This window comes from Oerskovia gallyi, from assembly GCF_014836745.1.
Lineage (GTDB): Bacteria > Actinomycetota > Actinomycetes > Actinomycetales > Cellulomonadaceae > Oerskovia > Oerskovia paurometabola.
The window spans coordinates 250979-269866 of the sequence record NZ_JACSQE010000002.1 but is presented as its reverse complement, the minus strand read 5'-3'; the positions used below and the strand labels follow the sequence as shown (position 1 = coordinate 269866).

Below are 18888 nucleotides of genomic sequence, written 5' to 3'. Positions count from 1 at the left end.
GGATCGACGCCCGCGCGTCGCTCTCGGTCGCAGCCGGTCGCGGCGGGGACGTGGGGTCGGGTGCGGTCTCGGAGGGGCAGGTGCCGCTGCTGGACGGGTCGGGCACGGACCTGCGCGAGCTCGCGCGCATCCTGCTCGAGGAGCGCGACCGCCGTGACGCCCGGAGCAGCGAGATCTCGTTCCCCGCGCACATCTCGGCGTCCGGGCTCGTGCGTCTGGCCGCGGACCGGGCCGAGTACGCGCTGCACCTGCGGCGTCCGGTGCCTGCGCAGCCCACGGTGCACGCGCGCCGCGGCACGCAGTTCCACCTGTGGGCCGAGCAGTACTTCACGTCGTCGTCGTTGCTCGACGTCGACGACCTCCCCGGTGCCGACGACGAGGACATCTCGCCGGACCTGGACCTCGACGCGCTCCAGCAGACGTTCCTCGCCTCGGAGTGGGCGGGGCGCACTCCGCTCGCCGTGGAGGTCGACGTCGAGACCCCCGTGGGCGGGATCATGTTCCGCTCGCGCATCGACGCGGTCTTCCCCGAGAGCTCCGAGCACGCGGACGGCGCGCACGACGCCATGGTGGTCGTGGACTGGAAGACGGGCAAGGCTCCGCGCGACGCCGAGGCCCGGCGCACGCGCGAGGTCCAGCTCGCGGTCTACCGGCTCGCCTGGTCCCGCTGGTCCGGGCTGCCGGTCGAGAAGGTCAACGCGGCGTTCTACTACCTGGGCTCGGACGAGACCGTGCGCCCGGACCGACTGCTCGACGCGGCCGAGCTGGAGGTGCTCGTGGCGGGCAGCTGACGACGGCCGGGCCGGGGACTGCCCGCTACCCCTCGCTCTCCCCGCTCGTCACCTCATCGAGGTCGATCAGCATGTCGACCGCGTCGTCGATCACGTCCTGGTGCCCGTGCCGGACGCCGTGCAGCAGCCAGCGGGCCAGCGCGAGCTCGCCCGCGAGCAGCGCCCGGTCGGTCAGGTGCGGGTCGGTGAGCTCGGTGCGGCGGAGCTGGTAGGCCTCCATGATCGAGTCGATCGCCTCGGGCGGGGCCGCGACGAGCAGCCATGCGAGGTCGTCGGCGGGGTCGGCGACGCGCGCCTCGGCCCAGTCGGTGATGGCGACGACGCGGCCGCGCGCGACGAGGACCTGCTCGGTGCCCAGGTCGCCGTGGACGACGACGGGCTGGTACTTCCACAGCGACACGTCCTCGAGCGCGGCCTCCCAGCGGCGCAGGAGCCGGGCGGGCACCCTGCCGGTCTTGGCGGCCTCGTCGACCTCGGCGAGGCGCCGGTCGCGGTACTCGGCGGCCGTGTAGACGGGCAGGCCCGCGTTCTCGACGACCGAGTGCGGGAGCTCGTGCACGGCGGCGAGGACGCGACCGAGGTCGGCGGCGAGCCCGGGTCCGGGGCGCAGCGTGTCGAGGTCGAGGGGGACCCCGCCGTACCGGTGGTGCACGACGGCGCGCCCGCCCTCGGGGAGCAGCGCGTAGCCCAGGACGTCGGGCACGGTGAAGGACAGGACGCCCGTCGTCACGTAGTGCCGCAGCGAGTCCAGGAGCGCGGTCTCGGCCTCGAGGGCCGCGCCGGCCGCGAGGGTGCGGGGAGCGCGGACGACCCATTCCTGTCCGCCGCTGTCGGTGACGATCGCGACGTCGTCGTCGCCCGTCGCTTCGGACGGCCGCACGGACCGGACGTCGAGGCCGGGGACGGCCGCGGTCGCGAGCGCGGCGAGGTTGAGCGGTGAGCGTGGCACGCGTCCACGGTAGTCGGTGCGGGGCGGGCGGCGTCACCCGGACCGGAACGTGTCCACCACGCGCACCTGCCGGGTGCAGCGTCGGCCCTGCGTGACCTACGGTCGACGAGTGACCGACCAGACCTCGCCCGCCGCCTCTCCCAGCGCGTTCGCCGCGCACCTCCCGCTCGCGCACTCGATGCTCGACCGGGCGGCGCACCGCCGCACCGAGGAGGGCCTGTTCGCGACGCTCCGCGCCGACCCGTCGACACGCGTGGTGCTGCTGCACCGCGGTCGGCTCGCGACCGGCCCGGACGGCCTCGCGCTCGCGACGCCGCAGGAGGTCGCGGCCGTCCCCGAGCCGCACGCGGCCTCGGGCGACCACAGCAACACGCCGCGCTGGATCTTCCTGGGCGAGGACGCGCCGTCGGGCACGTCCTTCCTGGCTCTCCTCCTGCCCGACGACGCGGACGACCTCGACCTCGACATCGAGGGCGTGGATCCCAAGGGTCCGCTGTCGGTCCTGGTGCGCGCGCACGAGTGGGCGGGGCTGCGCGAGCTCGCCTCGCGCCTGGGGCCGCGCGACACGGGCCTGGCGACCGAGGCCGTCGCGCTCGCCGCCTGGCACGCGGCCAACGAGCGCTGCCCGCGCTGCGGCGAGCCGACCGTTCCGGTCGCGGCGGGCTGGGTGCGGCGCTGCGTCGCGCAGGACGTCGAGCACTACCCGCGCACGGACCCGGCGGTCATCATGGCGGTCGTCGACCCGGGTACGGGCCCGGGTGAGGACCGGCTCCTGCTGGGTCACGCCGCGCACTGGCCCGAGGGCCGCTTCTCGACGCTCGCGGGCTACGTCGAGCCGGGCGAGGGGCTCGAGCAGGCCGTGCGGCGCGAGGTCGCCGAGGAGGTCGGCGTCACGGTCGGGGAGGTCGTCTACCGCGCGAGCCAGCCGTGGCCGTTCCCGGCCTCGCTCATGCTGGGCTTCACGGCCACGGCGCTCACGACGGACGTCCGGCCCGACGGCGAGGAGGTCACCGACGCGCGCTGGTTCACCCGCGCACAGCTCACCGAGGCCACGCAGAGCGGGGAGGTGAGGCTGCCGAGCCGTTCGTCGATCGCGCGGGCGCTCATCGAGGACTGGTTCGGCGGCCCGCTCGCGGGGGAGTGACCTATCACGGGGGCGTCCAGAGTGCTCGACGGGCCGATCCCCGGTGCCCTGCCTACGGTGGACGCACCGGCTCGTCCACCCTGGGGAGTGAGCATGAACCCGTCGATCAGCGTTCTCTTCCGTGCGATCCCGCTCGCGATGGGGGCGGTCTGCCTCGCGTTCGGGCTCTACGTCCTGTCGGGCGGTGACGACGCGAACCACTTCGTCGCAGGTCACGTCAACGTGGCCCTGACCGCGATCTGCATCGCGCTGTTCACGACCGCCGCGACGATCATCCGCCAGCTCGTCCACCGGTACGGCCGCGTCTGGGCCGTCGCGCTGCCCGTGCTCGGGTACGCGGTGGCTCTCGCGACCATGATCTGGGGCGTCACGATCATCGGCCGGGGCGACGAGCCGCAGTTCGTCGTGGCCGGGCACGTGGTGCTCGGCATCGGGTTCATCACGGGGTGCGTGAGCACCGTGGCCACGGCGTCGACCAAGTTCGTGCTCATCCAGAAGAGCGCGGCTCTTCCCGTCGGAGGCGGCGCGCCGGACGGCGCCTACCCGCGCGGGACGGGAACCCTGCTGATCGCGATCCCCGCCCTGTTCGCGGTGGTCGGTCTCGTCGTCGCGGCGACGCTCTACGCGCGCGGCGGCAACGCTGCCCTGGTCGCGGGCAACGTCGTGGTCGGGCTGTCGCTCGTCTGCTCCGCACTCGTCGCGCTCGTCGCGAGCATCGTGTGCCAGGTCCGCAACGAGTTCGGCGACGCCGAGCGCTACCGCTGGGCGTGGTGGGTCGTCGCGATGGGAACCATCAACGTCGCACTGGGGCTCGTGGTGCTCTTCAGCTCGGCCGACCCGGCGCGCCTGGCCCCCGGCACCGTGCTGATCGGCCTGGGCCTCATCTGCTTCAGCATCCTGTCCAAGGTGCTGCTGCTCGCGCTCGTGTGGCGCCAGGTCTTCGCGCTCGCCAACCGCATCCCCATCATCCCGGTGGCGACAGCGCTCGCGTGCCTGTTCTTCGCGGCGTTCCTCTTCGAAGCGACCATGACCGAGCCGGGCTTCTTCGTCGGCGCGCACGTGCTGGTGGGACTCGGTGCGGTCTGCTTCACGCTCTTCTCGATCGTGTCGATCCTCGAGGCGGGGACCTCGAAGTAGCCGTGCGGCCAGGCCTGGGCGCTGGAGCGGGCAGCACGAGGCGCCCGGTCCCGAGGACGGAAGAAGGCCCCGGACTCCGGTCCGGGGCCTTCTGCGCCGACGTGCCGCGCGGTGCACGCAAGGCCCGTCGGCGGCGAGGGGAGGTCAGAACGCGAGGCGCTCCTTGACCTGGGCGAGCGACGGGTTGGTCGCCGCGGTGCCGTCCGGGAAGACCACGGTGGGGACGGTCTGGTTGCCCCCGTTGACCTGCTCGACGTACGCCGCGCTCTCGGGGTGCTCCTCGATGTTGACCTCGGTGTACCCGATGCCCGCTGAGTCGAGCTGGGTCTTCAGGCGACGGCAGTAGCCGCACCAGGTCGTCGAGTACATGACGATCGATCCGGCGTCGGGGGTGGTCGGGGCCGTGGCCATCGGTGCTCCTTCGTTCGCGGGGCCCGAGGCGAGTGCACGGGCCGACAACCGGCCCAGGGTGCGAGCCCCGGGAGCTGTCGTCGTCAGGAACGCCCGCACGGGCCGGGTTGTTCCCGCTCACGTCCGACGCCCCCTACGGGGCAGCCGAACCTGTTGAGGATGGTGCCCGCTGTCGGCGGCGGCTGAGAGAATCGTCCTGATGCCGAACGAGTCAGCGGACCAGATCCTCGAAGCCCTCGACCCCGACCAGCGTGATGTCGCCCTCGCGCTGCACGGTCCCGTCTGCGTGCTCGCGGGCGCGGGCACGGGCAAGACGCGAGCCATCACGCACCGCATCGCGTACGGGGTGCGCACGGGCGTGTACACGCCCACGAGCGTCCTGGCGGTGACGTTCACGGCTCGCGCCGCGGGCGAGATGCGCACTCGCCTGCGCGAGCTCGGCGCGACGGGGGTCCAGGCCCGCACGTTCCACGCCGCGGCGCTGCGACAGCTCAGCTACTTCTGGCCCAAGGTCGTGGGCGGTGCGCCGCCGCGCATCCTCGAGTACAAGGCTCCTGTCGTCGGCGAGGCCGCGCGGCGGCTGGGGCTCGGCGTGGACCGGATCGCGGTCCGCGACCTGTCCTCGGAGGTCGAGTGGTCCAAGGTCTCGCTCGTCACGGCCGACGACTACGTCCGGGCGTGCGCGGCGATCGACCGCCCGGCGCCCGCGGGCTACGACCACCAGACCGTCGCGCGGCTCATCGCGTCCTACGAGGAGGTCAAGACGGAGCGCTCGGTCATCGACTTCGAGGACGTCCTGCTCATGCTGGGCGACATGCTCTCGTCGCAGGGGGCCATGGCCGACGAGGTGCGCCGCCAGTACCGCCACTTCGTGGTCGACGAGTACCAGGACGTGTCGCCGCTCCAGCAGTTCGTGCTCGACCAGTGGCTGGGCGGGCGCAAGGAGCTGTGCGTGGTCGGCGACCCGTCGCAGACCATCTACTCGTTCACGGGCGCCACGCCCCACCACCTGCTCACGTTCCCGACGAAGTACCCGGGGGCCCAGGTCGTCAAGCTCGTGCGGGACTACCGGTCCACGCCCCAGGTCGTGACGCTCGCGAACCAGCTCCTGGCACGCGCGGGGCGCCGCGGGGGAGCCCACCAGGCGCTCGAGCTCGTCGCGCAGCGACCGTCCGGCCCACCGGTCGCGTACGTCGCGTACGACGACGACGAGGCCGAGGCCAAGGGCATCGCCGCGCAGATCGGCCGTCTCCTGGCGGCGGGCACGCGTGCGAGCGAGATCGCGATCCTCTACCGCACCAACGCCCAGTCGGAGGGTTTCGAGCAGGCGCTCGCGGACGCGGGAATCGCCTACCTCGTGCGGGGAGGCGAACGCTTCTTCCAGCGCAAGGAGGTCCGCGACGCGATCGTGCTCCTGCGCGGCGCGGCCCGGTCCGCGGACCCGCAGGTCCCCATGCCGGAGACGGTCCGGGACGTCCTGGTCACGGCGGGCTGGGCGAACGAGCCGCCGTCGGCGCGTGGTGCCGCGCGCGAGCGGTGGGAGTCCATGCAGGCCCTGGTCGCCCTGGCCGACGACGTCGCACGCGTCGCGCCGCAGGACGCGCCTCCCACGGTGGTCTCGTTCGTCGCGGAGCTCGACGAGCGCGCCTCGGCCCAGCATGCGCCCACGGTCGAGGGGGTCACGCTCGCGTCGCTGCACGCCGCCAAGGGGCTGGAGTGGGACGCGGTCTTCCTCGCGGGCATGAGCGAGGGCCTCATGCCCATCTCGCTCGCGGAGACGGACGAGGCGGTCGCCGAGGAGCGCCGCCTGCTGTACGTGGGCATCACCCGTGCACGGGAGCACCTGCAGGTGTCGTTCGGGCGGTCGCGCAACCCGGGCGGGCGTGCGTCGCGACGTCGGACGCGCTTCCTCGACGGGCTCTGGCCCGACGAGGAGCATGCGCGTGCTCCGCGTCGCAGCCGCGCGAACCAGAACAAGGTCCGTCTCACGGGCGAGTACGACCAGGCGTTGTTCGAGCAGCTGCGCGAGTGGCGGATGTCCGTCGCGCAGGAGACGGACAAGCCGGCGTTCACGATCCTCGTCGACGGCACGCTCGCGGCGATCGCCGAGACCAGGCCTGCCTCGGTGCCGGACCTCGCGAGGATCAACGGGATCGGCCCGGCCAAGATCGAGAAGTACGGCGCGACGCTGCTGGACATCGTGGCGCGTTCGGCAGGCTGATCCTCGCCGTGATCGCGGGGTTCCTCAGGGCTCGCGAAAACTCGTCGAAAGAAGTTCGTTAATTAAGTTGTGCGTCCTTCCGAGGGCGGCATATGGTTCAGGAGTCCTTGTAGGAGAGACGCGCGCCGAGAGGCGGGCGTTCGACGGAGATGGGAGGTGGGCTTGGTGAAGCAGATCCTGACGGCGAACCCGACACATGTGTCGGCCGATCCGATCAACCGCGCACGGCGCGGCGGATCCCTCGTCATCCGCCCCGTTCCCGACTCCGCACTGAGGACGTCGCCGGTCTAGTCACCGACGCACCCTTCTCAGGCCGCGGAGTCCACCTGGACCCGCGGCCTTCGTGTTTCTCCGAATGCGATCGTCTTCCCGGTCAGCCGTCCACCATCCCCGGACGGCACGACCACCTGCGGGTCCTGTGACAAAGAAGTTCACACGCAGATCAGGACATCACTGGAGGACATCGTGCGGCTCACCGCGCTGCTCGACAACATCACTGCCCAGGGCGGATCCGGCCCTTGGACTCCCCACCAACCCCTCACCACCCCTCTCGGTTCCGCGGACGCGGCCGAGTTCGACCGGCTCCTCGCCGGTCTGCTGCCCTGCCGCACGAACGACCCCGAGCTCTGGTTCGCCGAGCAGTCGACGCAGGTCGAGCAGGCCAAGGCCCTGTGCCAGGCCTGCCCGCTCGTCGCCGGTTGCCTGGCAGGCGCGATCGACCGCCAGGAGCCGTGGGGCGTCTGGGGCGGCGAGGTCTTCGTCGACGGAGCCGTCGTCGCCCGCAAGCGTGGGCGTGGCCGGCCGAGCAAGGCCGAGGTCCTCGCCCGCCAGGCGGAGGAGGCGGCTCACGCCGCCGCCCGTGAGTCGGAGGACTCCGTCTCCGCGTCATCGGCGGCCTGACATGGCTGCCGCGACCGTCAGGTCCGAGCACCCGCACCGCGGGTGGTTCACCACCTCGCGCAGCCTCGGCACGGCATCGGGAACAGCGATCTCGATGCAGGCCGAGGCTGCGCGGGGCGTCAGCCCGTCGAGGTGCGCGAGCACCTGGCTCGCGGCGATCGCCGCGCCGACGGCTGCCAGCGTGGTCTCCTCGACGTCGAGGACCTCCCGCTGAGGATCCCGTAGCTGGTCGACGAGCTGCGGCCACTGCGGGTCGAGGTCGGCGCGATGCCCCTCGACGCACCGGACGCACGGCGTCCTTCCCGGTCGGACGAACGGTCCGACCACCACGTCCGCCTCCCGCACCACGACCGGCAGGTGCGGAGTCCCGTCGCCCGTGAGCCGTCCGTACCGTTCAGGGCGCAGCACGCGGTGCTCGACGACCACCGCGACGTCCGGTCGGCCTGCGTGCGGCGCGACCCAGCGTGACGCCTCGACGAGGTGGCTGCGCACCTCGGGGGCGAGGTCGGTCAGGATCCGCGCGGCGGCTTCTCCGCGCGGTCGGCCGACGTCCCGGGTCCGATAGCCGCCGAGCCCGACGTCGGTCGCCTGGACCGGCGCGGCGTCGTCGAGCAGGAGCGTGCCCACCCCTGCGGTGGCGAGCACGACCGCGACCCCGAGGCCCAGCCGGCCCAGGCCCTCGACGCCGACGCTCGCCTGTGCCCGGCGAGCGAGCGTTGCCCGCCCGCTGCCGTCCGGTCGCAACAGCGCGAGGGTCGGGGCGTCCGCCCCACCGTGCGCGGGGGCCACGACCTCGCGGGAGGCCGCGTCGGGCGCCCCGACGACGAGGAACGCCTCGTGCAGGTGACGCACGATCACGCGTTGCCGCTCGGGGTCCACGCCGTACCGGGCGGGTGGCGCGTGCAGGAGGGGGCGCCCCGACCGGTGATGGTCGAGGAGCCAGGCTGCCTCCTGGTCGCCGAGCCCGCTCAGGAGCACGCTCCATCGTTCGTCCGTGCCGTACTGGAGCGTCCCGGGCTCGCGCCGGAGCACGACGGTCCCGGGGCGCAGCCGGACGGGAAAGGTGGCGTCGTCCATGTGCCCTCCTCGACTGGTGTGCCGGTCGCACCAGTCTGGGGTGGCGGGGACGCTCGTCACGGTTCTCCACAGGGCGGTCGGTCCTCCTCGCCAAGACTTGACCTGTTCTCGACGATTCTGCGCATACATGGAGGGGAACCCTCGGCGTGGTCTATGGCATATGTCACGCGGACCCACTACGGTCTGTGCCGTGGCCTACGAAGCCGAGCCGGGCGCCGCGAAGAGCGCCGAGACGTACGTCGAGGTACGCCGGAGCCGTCGACGCAAGAGCACGGTCAGCGCCTACCGCGACGGGGACCGCACGATCGTGTCGATCCCCGCACGCTTCACGCGTGCCCAGGAACGGGAGTGGGTCCAGCGCATGCTGGACCGGCTCGCCGACAAGGAACGCCGACGCAGGCCCTCCGACGAGGAGCTCGTAGCCCGTGCGACCGAGCTGTCCGCCAAGTACCTCGACGGCCGGGCGCACCCCACGAGCGTGCGCTGGTCGAGCAACCAGGGGCGTCGCTGGGGGTCCTGCACCCTGATCGACGGCAGCATCCGGATCTCGACGCGAGTCCAGGGTATGCCCGGGTGGGTGCTGGACTACGTGCTGCTGCACGAGCTCGCCCACCTGTTGCACGCAGGGCACGGGCCGGGGTTCTGGGCGCTGCTCGAGTCGTACCCCCGGACGGAGCGGGCCAAGGGATTCCTCGAAGGGGTGTCCTACAGCCGCGACGGCGGGCGGCCCGAAGGACCTGAAGCGCCCGACGACACCCAGGAGCCGCCGCCCCACGTCGAGATCGAGGCTCATCCGGCGCCCCAGGCGTCGCCGGAGGGAGATGCCGGCGACGCCGTCGCGGACCCCACGCCCGACCGGCACGCGGTGCCGGCCAGGGGTGAGGTGCAGGGCCCCGAGAGGGAGCCCGCCCGCTAGCCGCGGGGCGGACCGTCAGTCGCGGGGAGAGCCGTCCGGCTCGGTCTCGGTGTCGTCCGTCGGGCCGGCGGGCTCCGACGGGCCGGAGCCCCGGGAGTCCTCGGCCTCGCTGAAGATGTCGGCCAGCGCCTTGTCGAGATCGCTCTGCTCCTCCTGGACCTCGGTACGCCGCGTCTGGTAGCCGGCCGGGTCGTCGAGGTCGAGCGGGCTGGGCAGCAGGTCGGGGTGGTCCCACACCCCGTCCCGTGCGTCGGCTCCGCCCTGGGCGGCGATGAGAGCCCACAGGGTCGCGGCGTCACGGGACCGGCGCGGCCGCAGCTCCAGGCCCACCAGGGTCGAGAAGATCTGCTCGGCCGGTCCGCCCGCCGCACGCCGACGGCGGAGCATCTCGCGCAGGGGGACGGCGTGCGGGAGGTGGGGGAGCGCGGCCTGTGCGCTGACCTCGTCGACCCAGCCCTCGACCAGGGCGAGCGCGGTCTCGAGGCGCAGCAGGGTGGCCTTCTGCTCGTCGGTGTTCTGCAGACCGAACACACCGCCGGACAGGGCGCGCTGGAGCGCGCCCGTGTCCGTGACGTCGATGTCGGACAGCTGGGACTCGAGCGCGTCCAGGTCGATCGTGATCCCGCGCGCGTACGCCTCGACGAGGCCGAGCAGGTGCGCGCGGAGCCAGCTCACGTGCGTGAAGAGGCGGGCGTGCGCGGCTTCGCGCAGGGCGAGGAAGAGGCGGACCTCCTCGACCGGGGCGTCGAGGCCCTCGGCGAACGCGGCGACGTTGGTGGGCAGGAGGGCCGTCGCGGGCTCGTCGAGGAGCGGCAGGCCGATGTCCGTGACGCCGAAGACCTCGCGGGACATGGTCCCCGTGGCCTGGCCGATCTGCATGCCGAACACCGCGGAGCCCAGCCTGCGCATCATCTGCGCGGGGTCGAAGTCCATCCCGAGCGCTCCGGCGGGGAGCCCGGGGATGCCGAGGCCGGCGTCGGGGCCGTCGATCCCGCCCGGGAGCTGGTCACGCAGCACGGTCGAGAGCGCGTCCGCGACCGAGGAGGCCACGGGCGCCGCGAGCGCGTTCCAGGCGGGGAGAGTCTTCTCGACCCACTCCGAGCGGCTCCACGCGTAGCGCTTGCCACCGGCGGGCGGCAGGTCCGTGACGGCGTCGAGCCACAGCTCGGCCACCGACAGGGCCTCGGTCGCCGAGCGGACCTGCGCGGGCGTGAGCGAGGGGTCGCCCTCGGCGACCGCGACCTGGCGGGCGATGTCGTGCGCGACGTCCGTGTTGACCGGGCCGTTGCCCGAGCTCGCGAGGAGGCGCTGCACCTGGGCCAGGACGTGCTTCATGGTGGCAGGATCGTTGCTGAGGCCGCTGCCGGCAGCCAGGGCGGCCGGGTCGAGGCCGCGGGCGCGCAGCTCGCGCAGGGCCTCGTCGGCGTCCGCGCCGAACATGGAACGCAGGAGCTCTTCCCACTGCGCGTCGGGCTGGTCGCCCGCGCCGGAGGTGAACTCGTCGGGCGGTTGGCTGCTCATCGGGGTCTCCTCGGGATAGCGTCAGGAATCACCGTAACCACATTCGCGGACGGACGAGGGGGGTCGAGGCATGTCGGAGGGCCCGGTTCGCTCACGGCGCAGCGCGGACCCCGCTCCCGCGCCGGGCGAGGACGACGAGCACGACGCACCCCGAGAGCGGGCCGACGACGCGACCGTCGTCGTGGGCGAGGGGCGGGTCGCCGCGCTCCTGCGTGCCGCGCTCGGCGGTCGCGGGCCCGAGATCGCGCCGGTCGAGGCCAACGACCTGTCCGCCCCGTGGGTCGAGGGGGCGCGGACGCTCGTGGTCGTGGCGCCCGCCGGGGAGTTCGGCATCAAGGTCGTCAGGGGAGAGACACGACGGACGCACCTTGTCGAGCAGGCGCAGCGTGCCGCGCGGGCCGCAGCGCGGCACGGGGTCGAGCAGGTGGTCGCGGTCACGTCGGCGACCGTGCACGGCGCGGGCGCCGACCGCCCCGTGATCGAGGACGACGACCCGGTCTCGGCCGACGCGGCGGGCTTCGTCGCGGACCTCGTGGCGTTCGAGGACGCCCTGGTCGAGGCGCTCGTCGACGCCGCCGGCGAGCCCCGCGCCGCCGGGACCTCGGACGTGCGTCTCGCGGTCCTGCGGCCCGCGATGGTCGTCGGCCCCGGTGTCGACACGATCCTGACCCGCCACTTCGAGGCCCCTCGGCTCCTGACCGTCAAGGGCAGCGACCGTCCGTGGCAGCTCCTGCACACCGACGACCTGGTCGCGGCCGTCCGGGTGGTCGTGGCACGTGGCCTGACCGGGACGTTCACGGCCGGGGCGCTCACGGACGGCGCGCCCGACGTCGTGACCCCCGCCGAGCTCGTCGAGCGCACGGGGCTCGCGAACGTGACCTTGCCCGCCGCGACCGCGTTCGGCGCGGCGGAACGCCTGCACCGGGTGGGCGTGCTGCCCTCTCCGGCGAGCGACCTGGCCTACGTGGTGCACCCGTGGACCGTCGCGGCCCGCGGCCTGCACGAGGCCGGCTGGGAGCCCACCTGGTCGAGCGCCGAGGGCGTCGACGTCCTCATGGAGGAGGTCCGCGGGCGGATCGCGCTCGTCGGGCGCCGGGTCGGCGGTCGGGACGCGGCCGCGCTCGGGGCGGCTGGGGCTGCGGTCGCGCTCCTGGGCACCGCCGCGATCTGGCGTCAGGCCCGACGGCGGTGAGTCGTCGCGCGTCGTGAGGTCTTTCCCGCGCACGTGCGCACCGCGCGGGCGTCCCCCGACCGTCCGGGACGGGCGACGCCGTCGGACAGGCGCAAGGTTCCTTTCGGCGGACCGCCAGCGAACGTCCAGGATTCTCGGGGATGATAGCGACGTGACAGAACCGTTCTCCCGCGAACCGCACGAGCCCGCAGGCGCTGCCGACCCGTTCGGCCCCGCACCCGACGAGGACTACACGCCCCCGCCCGTGACGCGCCGTTCGCTCACGCTCGGCATCTCCGTGCTGGCCACGACCCTCCTGGTCGCGGGCCTGGCCGTCATGCCCGCGCCATACGTCGTGCGTTCGCCGGGACCCACGCAGGACACCCTCGGTGCACAGAACGACCAGGACCTCATCCAGATCGAGGGCGCCGAGACGTACGACTCGACCGGCGAGCTGCTGCTCACCACGGTGTCGGTCGCGGGCGGGCCGGGCTACCCGGCGAACCTCGTCCAGGTCGTCGAGGGCTGGGCCTCGACGTCGCGATCGGTGCGCCCCGTCGAGGAGACGTTCCCGCGCGACGTGACGCAGGAGCAGAGCGAGCAGGAGAGCCAGCAGGAGATGCTCTCCTCGCAGGAGACGGCGACCGTCGCGGCGCTGACCGAGCTGGGCTACGAGGTGCCCGCGACCCTCACGATCCAGGGCGCCGCGAAGGATACCGGCGCGGAGGGGGTCGTCGAGACCGGGGACGTCATCACGACCGTGAACGGCAAGGACGTCGTGACGTACCAGGACCTCATCGACGAGCTCGCGACCGTGACGCCGGGCGACGACGTCGTGCTCGGGGTCGAGCGTGGCGGCGAGAGCAAGGACCTGACGATCACCACGCAGGAGGCCGGCGGCAAGGCGATCCTCGGGGTCTTCATCGACCCGGCCTTCGACCTCCCGGTCGACGTCTCGATCCAGATCGAGGACATCGGGGGCCCCAGCGCGGGGACCATGTTCGCGCTCGGGATCATCGACCGGCTCACGCCCGAGGACGAGGCGAACGGCACCGTGATCGCGGGGACCGGCACCATGAGCGTCGAGGGGAACGTGGGGCCCATCGGTGGCATCCAGCAGAAGCTCTACGGTGCCCAGCGCGACGGTGCCACGTGGTTCCTCGCCCCCGAGTCGAACTGCGACGAGGTCGTGGGCAACGTGCCCGAGGGGCTGAACGTGGTCAAGGTCTCGACGCTCGAGGAGGCACGCGACGCGATGGTCGCGATCGGCGCGGGCGAGGGCGAGGGCCTGCCGACGTGCTCGTGACGCGGCGGTCGCCGGTCCGGCGGGGTCCGTCAGGGCGCTGAGCCAGACCGCGGCGCGACCGCCGGACGCCCACCGCGCGTCCGCTGGACGACCCGAGGGGCCGGACGTCGCCGTCGTCGTTGGCGCGTGTGCGGACCGCGCACCACGGGGTCCCGTCACGCAGGACGCCGACCGCGAGGCGCACGTCCTGGCGGTCGGGGTGCGACGACAGGTAGGCGAGGGCCGCGGCCGGGTCGGTGGGCAGGCCCTCCTCGGCAGACGGGGGCAGGATGACGCGCTCGGCGACGATCGCGGCACCGTCGACCGTGTCGGGCCACGAGATGCCAGCGAGCAGGTCCTCGAGCGTCTCGACGTCGGGCAGGCCCTCCTGCTCGACCGAGACCAGGTGGTCCGGGATGCCGCGCGCCGCGGTCACGACCTCGGGCGGGAGGCGGTCGGCCAGGCCCGGGTCGGCGGCCATCGCGTCGGCCGTGCGGACGAGCGCGAACACGCGCGGGGGAGCGTCCCAGCCGTCGGCGGCGACGTGCGCCTCGACGTCGCGCACGGCGTCGGCGAGCGCGAGCTGCGCGAGGGGGACGATGGGGGCGGGGGCGTCGTCGGGGACGCCCGAGGCGGCCTGGGACGTGGACGGGGCGGGCTGGTCGGGCGCGGGGGAGGTCGTGTCTGCCATGTCCCCAGCATCGCAGGCCCGACGGCGTCGGCGCAGTCGACGGGTCGCGGCCAGGTACGTGTGGGAACCTGGAACCGCTGTGGGCCGTTGACGAGATGGACGGCCTGTGGCCTGACCCTGTCGAGACCGTGGACCGCCTGTGAATCCGGTGGTCGTGGGCCCGGCGCGGACAGGTACCGACGCCTGACGACCTGACGCTCGACCGAACGCAAAGAGGTAAGCCCACCGTGTCATTCGCCGCAGCGCCACGACGCCCTTCGGGGTCCGAGGCCGGCTCCCGCAGACGTCGTAGCCCGCTCGGCATAGCCGTTGCCGTCGTGGCTGCCCTCGTCCTCCTGCTGTTCCTGCTCGCGCAGTTCTGGACCGAGGTCCTCTGGTTCACCCAGCTGGGCTTCGAAGGCGTCCTGTGGACCGAGTGGGGGACCCGTGCGGCGCTGTTCGTCGGCGGCTTCCTCGTGATGGGCGGACTCGTCTTCCTGTCGCTGTCGCTCGCGTACAGGTCACGCCCCATCTACGCGCCCTCGACGCCCGAGCAGGCCACGCTCGACCAGTACCGCGAGGCGATCGAGCCGCTGCGCAAGGTCGTGACGATCGCGGGCCCGGCGCTCATCGGATTCTTCGCCGGTGCGGCGGCGTCCTCGCAGTGGAGCACGGTGCTGCTGGCGCTCAACTCGGTGCCGTTCGGCACCAAGGACCCGCAGTGGGGCCTGGACATCTCGTTCTTCGTCTTCACGCTGCCCGTGCTGCGCTTCACGGTGGGCTTCCTCATGGCTGCGGTCATCATCGCCGGCATCGGCGCCCTGGCGACCCACTACCTGTACGGCGGGGTCCGCATCGGTGGCGGCGCGGGCAGCGGCCCGCGCACGACCAAGGCCGCGCGTGTGCAGCTCTCGGTCACGGCCGCGGTCCTCATGCTGCTCATCGGTGCGAACTACTGGCTCGACCGCTACTCGTTGCTGACCACGACAGGTGACAAGTTCGACGGCGCCTCGTACGCCGACGTCAACGCCGTCATCCCGTCCAAGGCGATCCTGACGGGTGTCGCGATCCTCGTCGCGCTGCTGTTCGTGGCGACCGCGGTCCGCGGCAACTGGCGCCTGCCCGCGATCGGTGTGGGGCTCATGGTCGTGTCCGCGATCGCGATCGGCGGGATCTACCCGGCGGTCGTCCAGCGCTTCCAGGTCAACCCGAACGCGCAGGAGTTCGAGGCCGAGTACATCCAGCGGAACATCGACGCGACCAAGACCGCGTTCGGGCTCGACGGGGTCGAGGCGTCCAACTACGACGCGAAGACCCAGGCCGAGGCCGGCGCGCTGCGCGCCGACGCCGACACCACGGCGTCCATCCGCCTGCTCGACCCGCAGATCGTCAGCCCGACGTTCCGTCAGCTCCAGCAGAACAAGCAGTACTACAACTTCCAGGAGACCCTCTCGGTCGACCGGTACATGATCGACGGCCAGAGCCGCGACACCGTGATCGCGGTCCGCGAGCTCAACCTCGAGGGCCTCGGTGCGAGCCAGCGCAACTGGGTCAACGACCACACGGTGTACACGCACGGGTACGGCGTCGTGGCCGCGTACGGCAACCAGATCGGCCCGGGCGGCCAGCCCGCGTTCTACGAGGGCGACATCCCGTCGGTGGGCTCGCTGCCCGAGTACGAGCCGCGCATCTACTTCAGCCCGGACTCCACCCAGTACTCGATCGTCGGCGCCCCCGAGGGCACCAAGCCCTGGGAGTTCGACTACCCGGACGACGACGCAGGCGGCCAGGTCAACAACACGTTCGGTGCCGAGGACGGCGCCGTCGCGGGCCCCAGCGTCGGCTCGTTCGGCAACAAGCTGCTCTACGCCCTGAAGTTCGGCTCCGAGCAGATCCTGTTCTCCGACCGCGTGACGGCCGACTCGCAGATCCTGTACGACCGGTCGCCCCGCGACCGTGTCGCCAAGGTCGCGCCGTACCTGACGCTCGACGGCAAGGTCTACCCGGCCGTCGTGGACGGCCGGGTCAAGTGGATCGTCGACGGGTACACCACGACGAACTCCTACCCGTACTCGGCATCACGCCCGCTCGACGAGGCGACGCAGGACACCCTGACGGTCAACTCGCAGTCGGTCGCGGCGCTCGCGCCCCAGCAGGTCAACTACATCCGCAACTCGGTCAAGGCCACGGTCGACGCCTACGACGGTTCGGTCGACCTTTACGCGTGGGACACCGAGGACCCCATCCTCCAGGCGTGGGACAACGTGTTCCCGACGTCGCTCAAGCCGATCTCCGAGATCAGCGGCGACCTCATGAGCCACCTGCGCTACCCCGAGGACATGTTCAAGGTCCAGCGTGCGCTGCTCACGAGCTACCACGTCGACGACGCCCGCGAGTTCTTCTCCGGCCAGGACTTCTGGAACGTCCCGCGCGACCCCACCGTGCGCGGCACCGGCACCAAGCCCTACCAGCCGCCGTACTACCTGACGCTGCAGATGCCCGGTCAGGAGAGCCCCGCGTTCTCCCTCATGACGACGTTCATCCCGGGCGGTAACTCCGACCGAGAGATCCTCACCGGGTTCCTCGCGGTCGATGCGGAGGCGGGGAGCACGGCCGGGGTGAAGGCCGAGTCGTACGGAAAGCTCAGGCTCCTGGAGCTGCCACGCAACGCCACGGTCCCCGGACCGGGGCAGGTGCAGAACACGTTCGACTCGGACCCCACGGTGTCCAACGAGCTGAACATCCTCAGCCGCGGCAACTCGACCGTGATCCACGGCAACCTGCTCACGCTCCCCGTGGGCGGCGGTCTGCTCTACGTGCAGCCCGTGTACGTGCAGGCGTCCGAGGGCACCAAGTTCCCGCTGCTGCGCAAGGTTCTGGTCAGCTTCGGTGACCAGGTCGGGTTCGCGGACACGCTCGACGAGGCCCTCAACCAGGTCTTCGGCGGCGAGTCCGGGGCCTCGGCCGGTGACGCGGGTGGGGAGGTCGCCCCGGTCATCCCGACCGACGGCGAGACCCCGCCGCCCACGGACGGCGCGGACACCGGGACGGGCACCACGCCGCCCGTCACGGAGAACCCCGAGGCGCGCGCGCAGCTCGACCAGGCTCTCCAGGCCGCCAGCCAGGCGATCAAGGACGGTCAGGCCGCCCTCGCGGAGGGGGACTTCGCCGCCTACGGCGAGTCGCAGGAACGCCTGCAGTCCGCGCTCGAGTCGGCGATCGCCGCCGAGGAGTCGTTGGGCACCGAGACGCCGTGACGCACGAGGGGCGGTCGCCCGTCGGGTGACCGCCAGCTCGACCGGGCTGACGACGGACGCCGCTCCTGACCTGAGGGTCGGGGGCGGCGTCCGTCGTCTGCGCCGAGGGTGACGTGGCCGCCCGCCGAAGGTGACGCCCTGACCCACCGAGGGGGTCGCCCTCGAGGGCTGGGCCGGTCACCCCCCGGCGGTCAGGAGGGTGACCGTCGGCGGGCGCGCTTGTCATTTGCCGTGCGGCAGACGAACATGGGGCCTCATGACCAGTGCAACCGTTTGCAGCAACGCTTACATCGTCGAGGGAACGCTCGGCGCACTGCCGACGGTCGCGCTCGTCCACCCCTCCGGAGCCGAGCTCGTCGTCGCGCTGCGCGGCGCGACGGTCCTCGCGTGGCGGGCTCCGTGGGCCCAGCCGTCCTCGGAGTCGCATGACGTCGTCGACCTCCTCGACGGGTACGCGACCGAGCGGGCTCTTCTCGCCCAGGACGCGACCCGGTCCGGCCTGATGTTCCCGTTCGCGAACCGCATCGCGGGCGGCACCTACGTGTTCGACGGCGTGACGCACCACGTCCCGCCCGTCGCCCCGGGGGAGACTCAGACCATGCACGGGTTCGCGCGCGTGCTCGACTGGGAGGTCGTGCCAGAGGGCGAGGGGGCCCTGCGTAGCACCGACGGCGTCGACGGCGCAGGCGCCCTCGACGGCACGAGCGGCCCAGGCGACGCCACCGAGGCGGGGCCCGTGGCCCTGACCCTCGCGACCGAGATCCGGGGCGCCGACCTCGCCGGGTACCCGTTCGACCTCGAGACCCGGATCCGCTTCGAGCTGACCGAGCGCACGCTCGACGTGACGTGGACCTACCGCAACCTCGGGCGGGACGCGGCGCCCGTCACGGCCGGCTGGCACCCGTACTTCCGCATCCCCGGCCACGACACGATCGACGGCCTGGAGCTGGACGTGCCCGCCCGTGCGACGGTCGCGACCGACGCGACGCTTCTTCCGCTCCACGGCGAGGCGGCCCGGGTGGTGCGTGACGCCGTCGGGCCGGTGGCTCTTGCCGGGACCTGTCTCGACACCGCGTTCACCGATCTCGTGACCGACGCGGACGGGCGTGCGAGGACGCGCGTCCTCGACCCGTCGACCGGCGCAGGCCTCGAGCTGTGGCAGGAGCGCGGCAACATGCACGTGTACACCGGCGACGGGCTGGACGAGCGGGCGCGGGCGTCGATCGCGCTCGAACCCGTCGAGAGCCTGACGAACGCGTTCAACCGCGAGGACTGCGAGCAGGACGTCCGGCTCGCGCCGGGGGAGGAGCGCGTGTTCCGCTTCGGGGTCGGGATCGTCGCCCCGCGCCGCTCCTGATCGGTGCCGCGGTGCCCGATTTGGCGCCCCGGCTCCCGTCCCGTAAGGTGGTGTCTACCGACGCGGGGTGGAGCAGCTCGG

15 protein-coding genes, 1 tRNA gene and 1 pseudogene (1 of these 17 running past the window's edge) are annotated in these 18888 nt (G+C 72.7%); 12 read left to right on the top strand and 5 right to left on the bottom strand.

Annotation, left to right across the window (positions count from 1 at the left end; translation table 11 throughout):
* Positions 1-791: PD-(D/E)XK nuclease family protein (locus tag H9640_RS03705; protein WP_191789480.1), on the top strand; the 791-nt coding region annotated here is incomplete at its 5' end.
* Between the two features lie 25 nt (positions 792-816).
* Here the strand turns inward: H9640_RS03705 and H9640_RS03700 are convergent.
* Entirely contained in the window at positions 817-1740 is a 924-nt protein-coding gene (locus H9640_RS03700; RefSeq protein WP_191789365.1) for a phosphotransferase, read from the bottom strand.
* A 109-nt stretch (positions 1741-1849) separates the two neighbouring features.
* Here H9640_RS03700 and nudC point away from each other — a divergent pair, with 109 nt between their 5' ends.
* Together nudC and H9640_RS03690 are read left to right on the top strand one after the other, a co-directional pair.
* Entirely contained in the window at positions 1850-2884 is a 1035-nt protein-coding gene (nudC, locus tag H9640_RS03695) for an NAD(+) diphosphatase (RefSeq protein WP_318243627.1), read from the top strand.
* 93 nt (positions 2885-2977) lie between these two features.
* Positions 2978-4021 (top strand): DUF2776 family protein, encoded by a 1044-nt coding sequence (locus tag H9640_RS03690; RefSeq protein WP_191789364.1) that lies wholly within the window; start codon positions 2978-2980, stop codon positions 4019-4021.
* Between the two features lie 144 nt (positions 4022-4165).
* On the opposite strand, the gene H9640_RS03685 is transcribed toward H9640_RS03690, so the two are convergent.
* Positions 4166-4432, bottom strand: coding sequence for a mycoredoxin (locus H9640_RS03685; protein WP_191789363.1), 267 nt, complete (start codon positions 4430-4432; stop codon positions 4166-4168).
* A 199-nt stretch (positions 4433-4631) separates the two neighbouring features.
* Here H9640_RS03685 and H9640_RS03680 point away from each other — a divergent pair, with 199 nt between their 5' ends.
* The 3 genes from H9640_RS03680 (at position 4632) to H9640_RS03675 (ending at position 7553) form a co-directional block, all read left to right on the top strand.
* Positions 4632-6653 (top strand): ATP-dependent DNA helicase UvrD2, encoded by a 2022-nt coding sequence (locus tag H9640_RS03680; protein WP_191789362.1) that lies wholly within the window; start codon positions 4632-4634, stop codon positions 6651-6653.
* Between the two features lie 165 nt (positions 6654-6818).
* Positions 6819-6944, top strand: coding sequence for a hypothetical protein (locus tag H9640_RS19405; RefSeq protein ID WP_263598717.1), 126 nt, complete (start codon positions 6819-6821; stop codon positions 6942-6944).
* A gap of 174 nt (positions 6945-7118) precedes the next feature.
* On the top strand, positions 7119-7553 hold the full coding sequence (locus H9640_RS03675; protein ID WP_191789361.1) for a WhiB family transcriptional regulator: 435 nt from the start codon (positions 7119-7121) through the stop codon (positions 7551-7553).
* Here the strand turns inward: H9640_RS03675 and H9640_RS03670 are convergent.
* Positions 7539-8630: a ThiF family adenylyltransferase gene (locus H9640_RS03670; RefSeq protein ID WP_191789360.1), complete on the bottom strand. Its 1092-nt coding sequence runs from the start codon at positions 8628-8630 to the stop codon at positions 7539-7541. The genes H9640_RS03675 and H9640_RS03670 overlap by 15 nt on opposite strands.
* 160 nt (positions 8631-8790) lie before the next feature.
* On the opposite strand from H9640_RS03670, the pseudogene H9640_RS03665 reads away from it, so the two are divergent.
* Positions 8791-9384, top strand: a pseudogene (locus H9640_RS03665) (YgjP-like metallopeptidase domain-containing protein); the annotation flags it as partial.
* A gap of 177 nt (positions 9385-9561) precedes the next feature.
* On the opposite strand, the gene H9640_RS03660 reads toward H9640_RS03665, so the two are convergent.
* Entirely contained in the window at positions 9562-11067 is a 1506-nt protein-coding gene (locus tag H9640_RS03660) for a zinc-dependent metalloprotease (RefSeq protein ID WP_191789358.1), read from the bottom strand.
* A gap of 70 nt (positions 11068-11137) precedes the next feature.
* Between H9640_RS03660 and H9640_RS03655 the strand changes: the two genes are divergently transcribed.
* Positions 11138-12259, top strand: coding sequence for a Rossmann-fold NAD(P)-binding domain-containing protein (locus H9640_RS03655; RefSeq protein ID WP_191789357.1), 1122 nt, complete (start codon positions 11138-11140; stop codon positions 12257-12259).
* A 151-nt stretch (positions 12260-12410) separates the two neighbouring features.
* The gene (locus H9640_RS03650) at positions 12411-13544 is read left to right on the top strand and encodes a YlbL family protein (protein WP_307824013.1); all 1134 of its coding nucleotides are present in this window, start codon (positions 12411-12413) and stop codon (positions 13542-13544) included.
* Here H9640_RS03650 and H9640_RS03645 read toward each other — a convergent pair.
* The gene (locus H9640_RS03645) at positions 13459-14214 is read right to left on the bottom strand and encodes a PPA1309 family protein (RefSeq protein WP_191789356.1); all 756 of its coding nucleotides are present in this window, start codon (positions 14212-14214) and stop codon (positions 13459-13461) included. The genes H9640_RS03650 and H9640_RS03645 overlap by 86 nt on opposite strands.
* A gap of 227 nt (positions 14215-14441) precedes the next feature.
* Between H9640_RS03645 and H9640_RS03640 the strand changes: the two genes are divergently transcribed.
* From H9640_RS03640 to H9640_RS03630, 3 genes are all read left to right on the top strand, one after another.
* Positions 14442-17450, top strand: a complete 3009-nt coding sequence (locus H9640_RS03640; RefSeq protein WP_191789355.1) for a UPF0182 family membrane protein — start codon at positions 14442-14444, stop codon at positions 17448-17450.
* A 256-nt stretch (positions 17451-17706) separates the two neighbouring features.
* Positions 17707-18807, top strand: a complete 1101-nt coding sequence (locus tag H9640_RS03635; protein ID WP_191789354.1) for an aldose 1-epimerase — start codon at positions 17707-17709, stop codon at positions 18805-18807.
* A gap of 61 nt (positions 18808-18868) precedes the next feature.
* A tRNA-Met gene (locus tag H9640_RS03630) sits at positions 18869-18888 on the top strand; it runs 154 nt beyond the window's last position.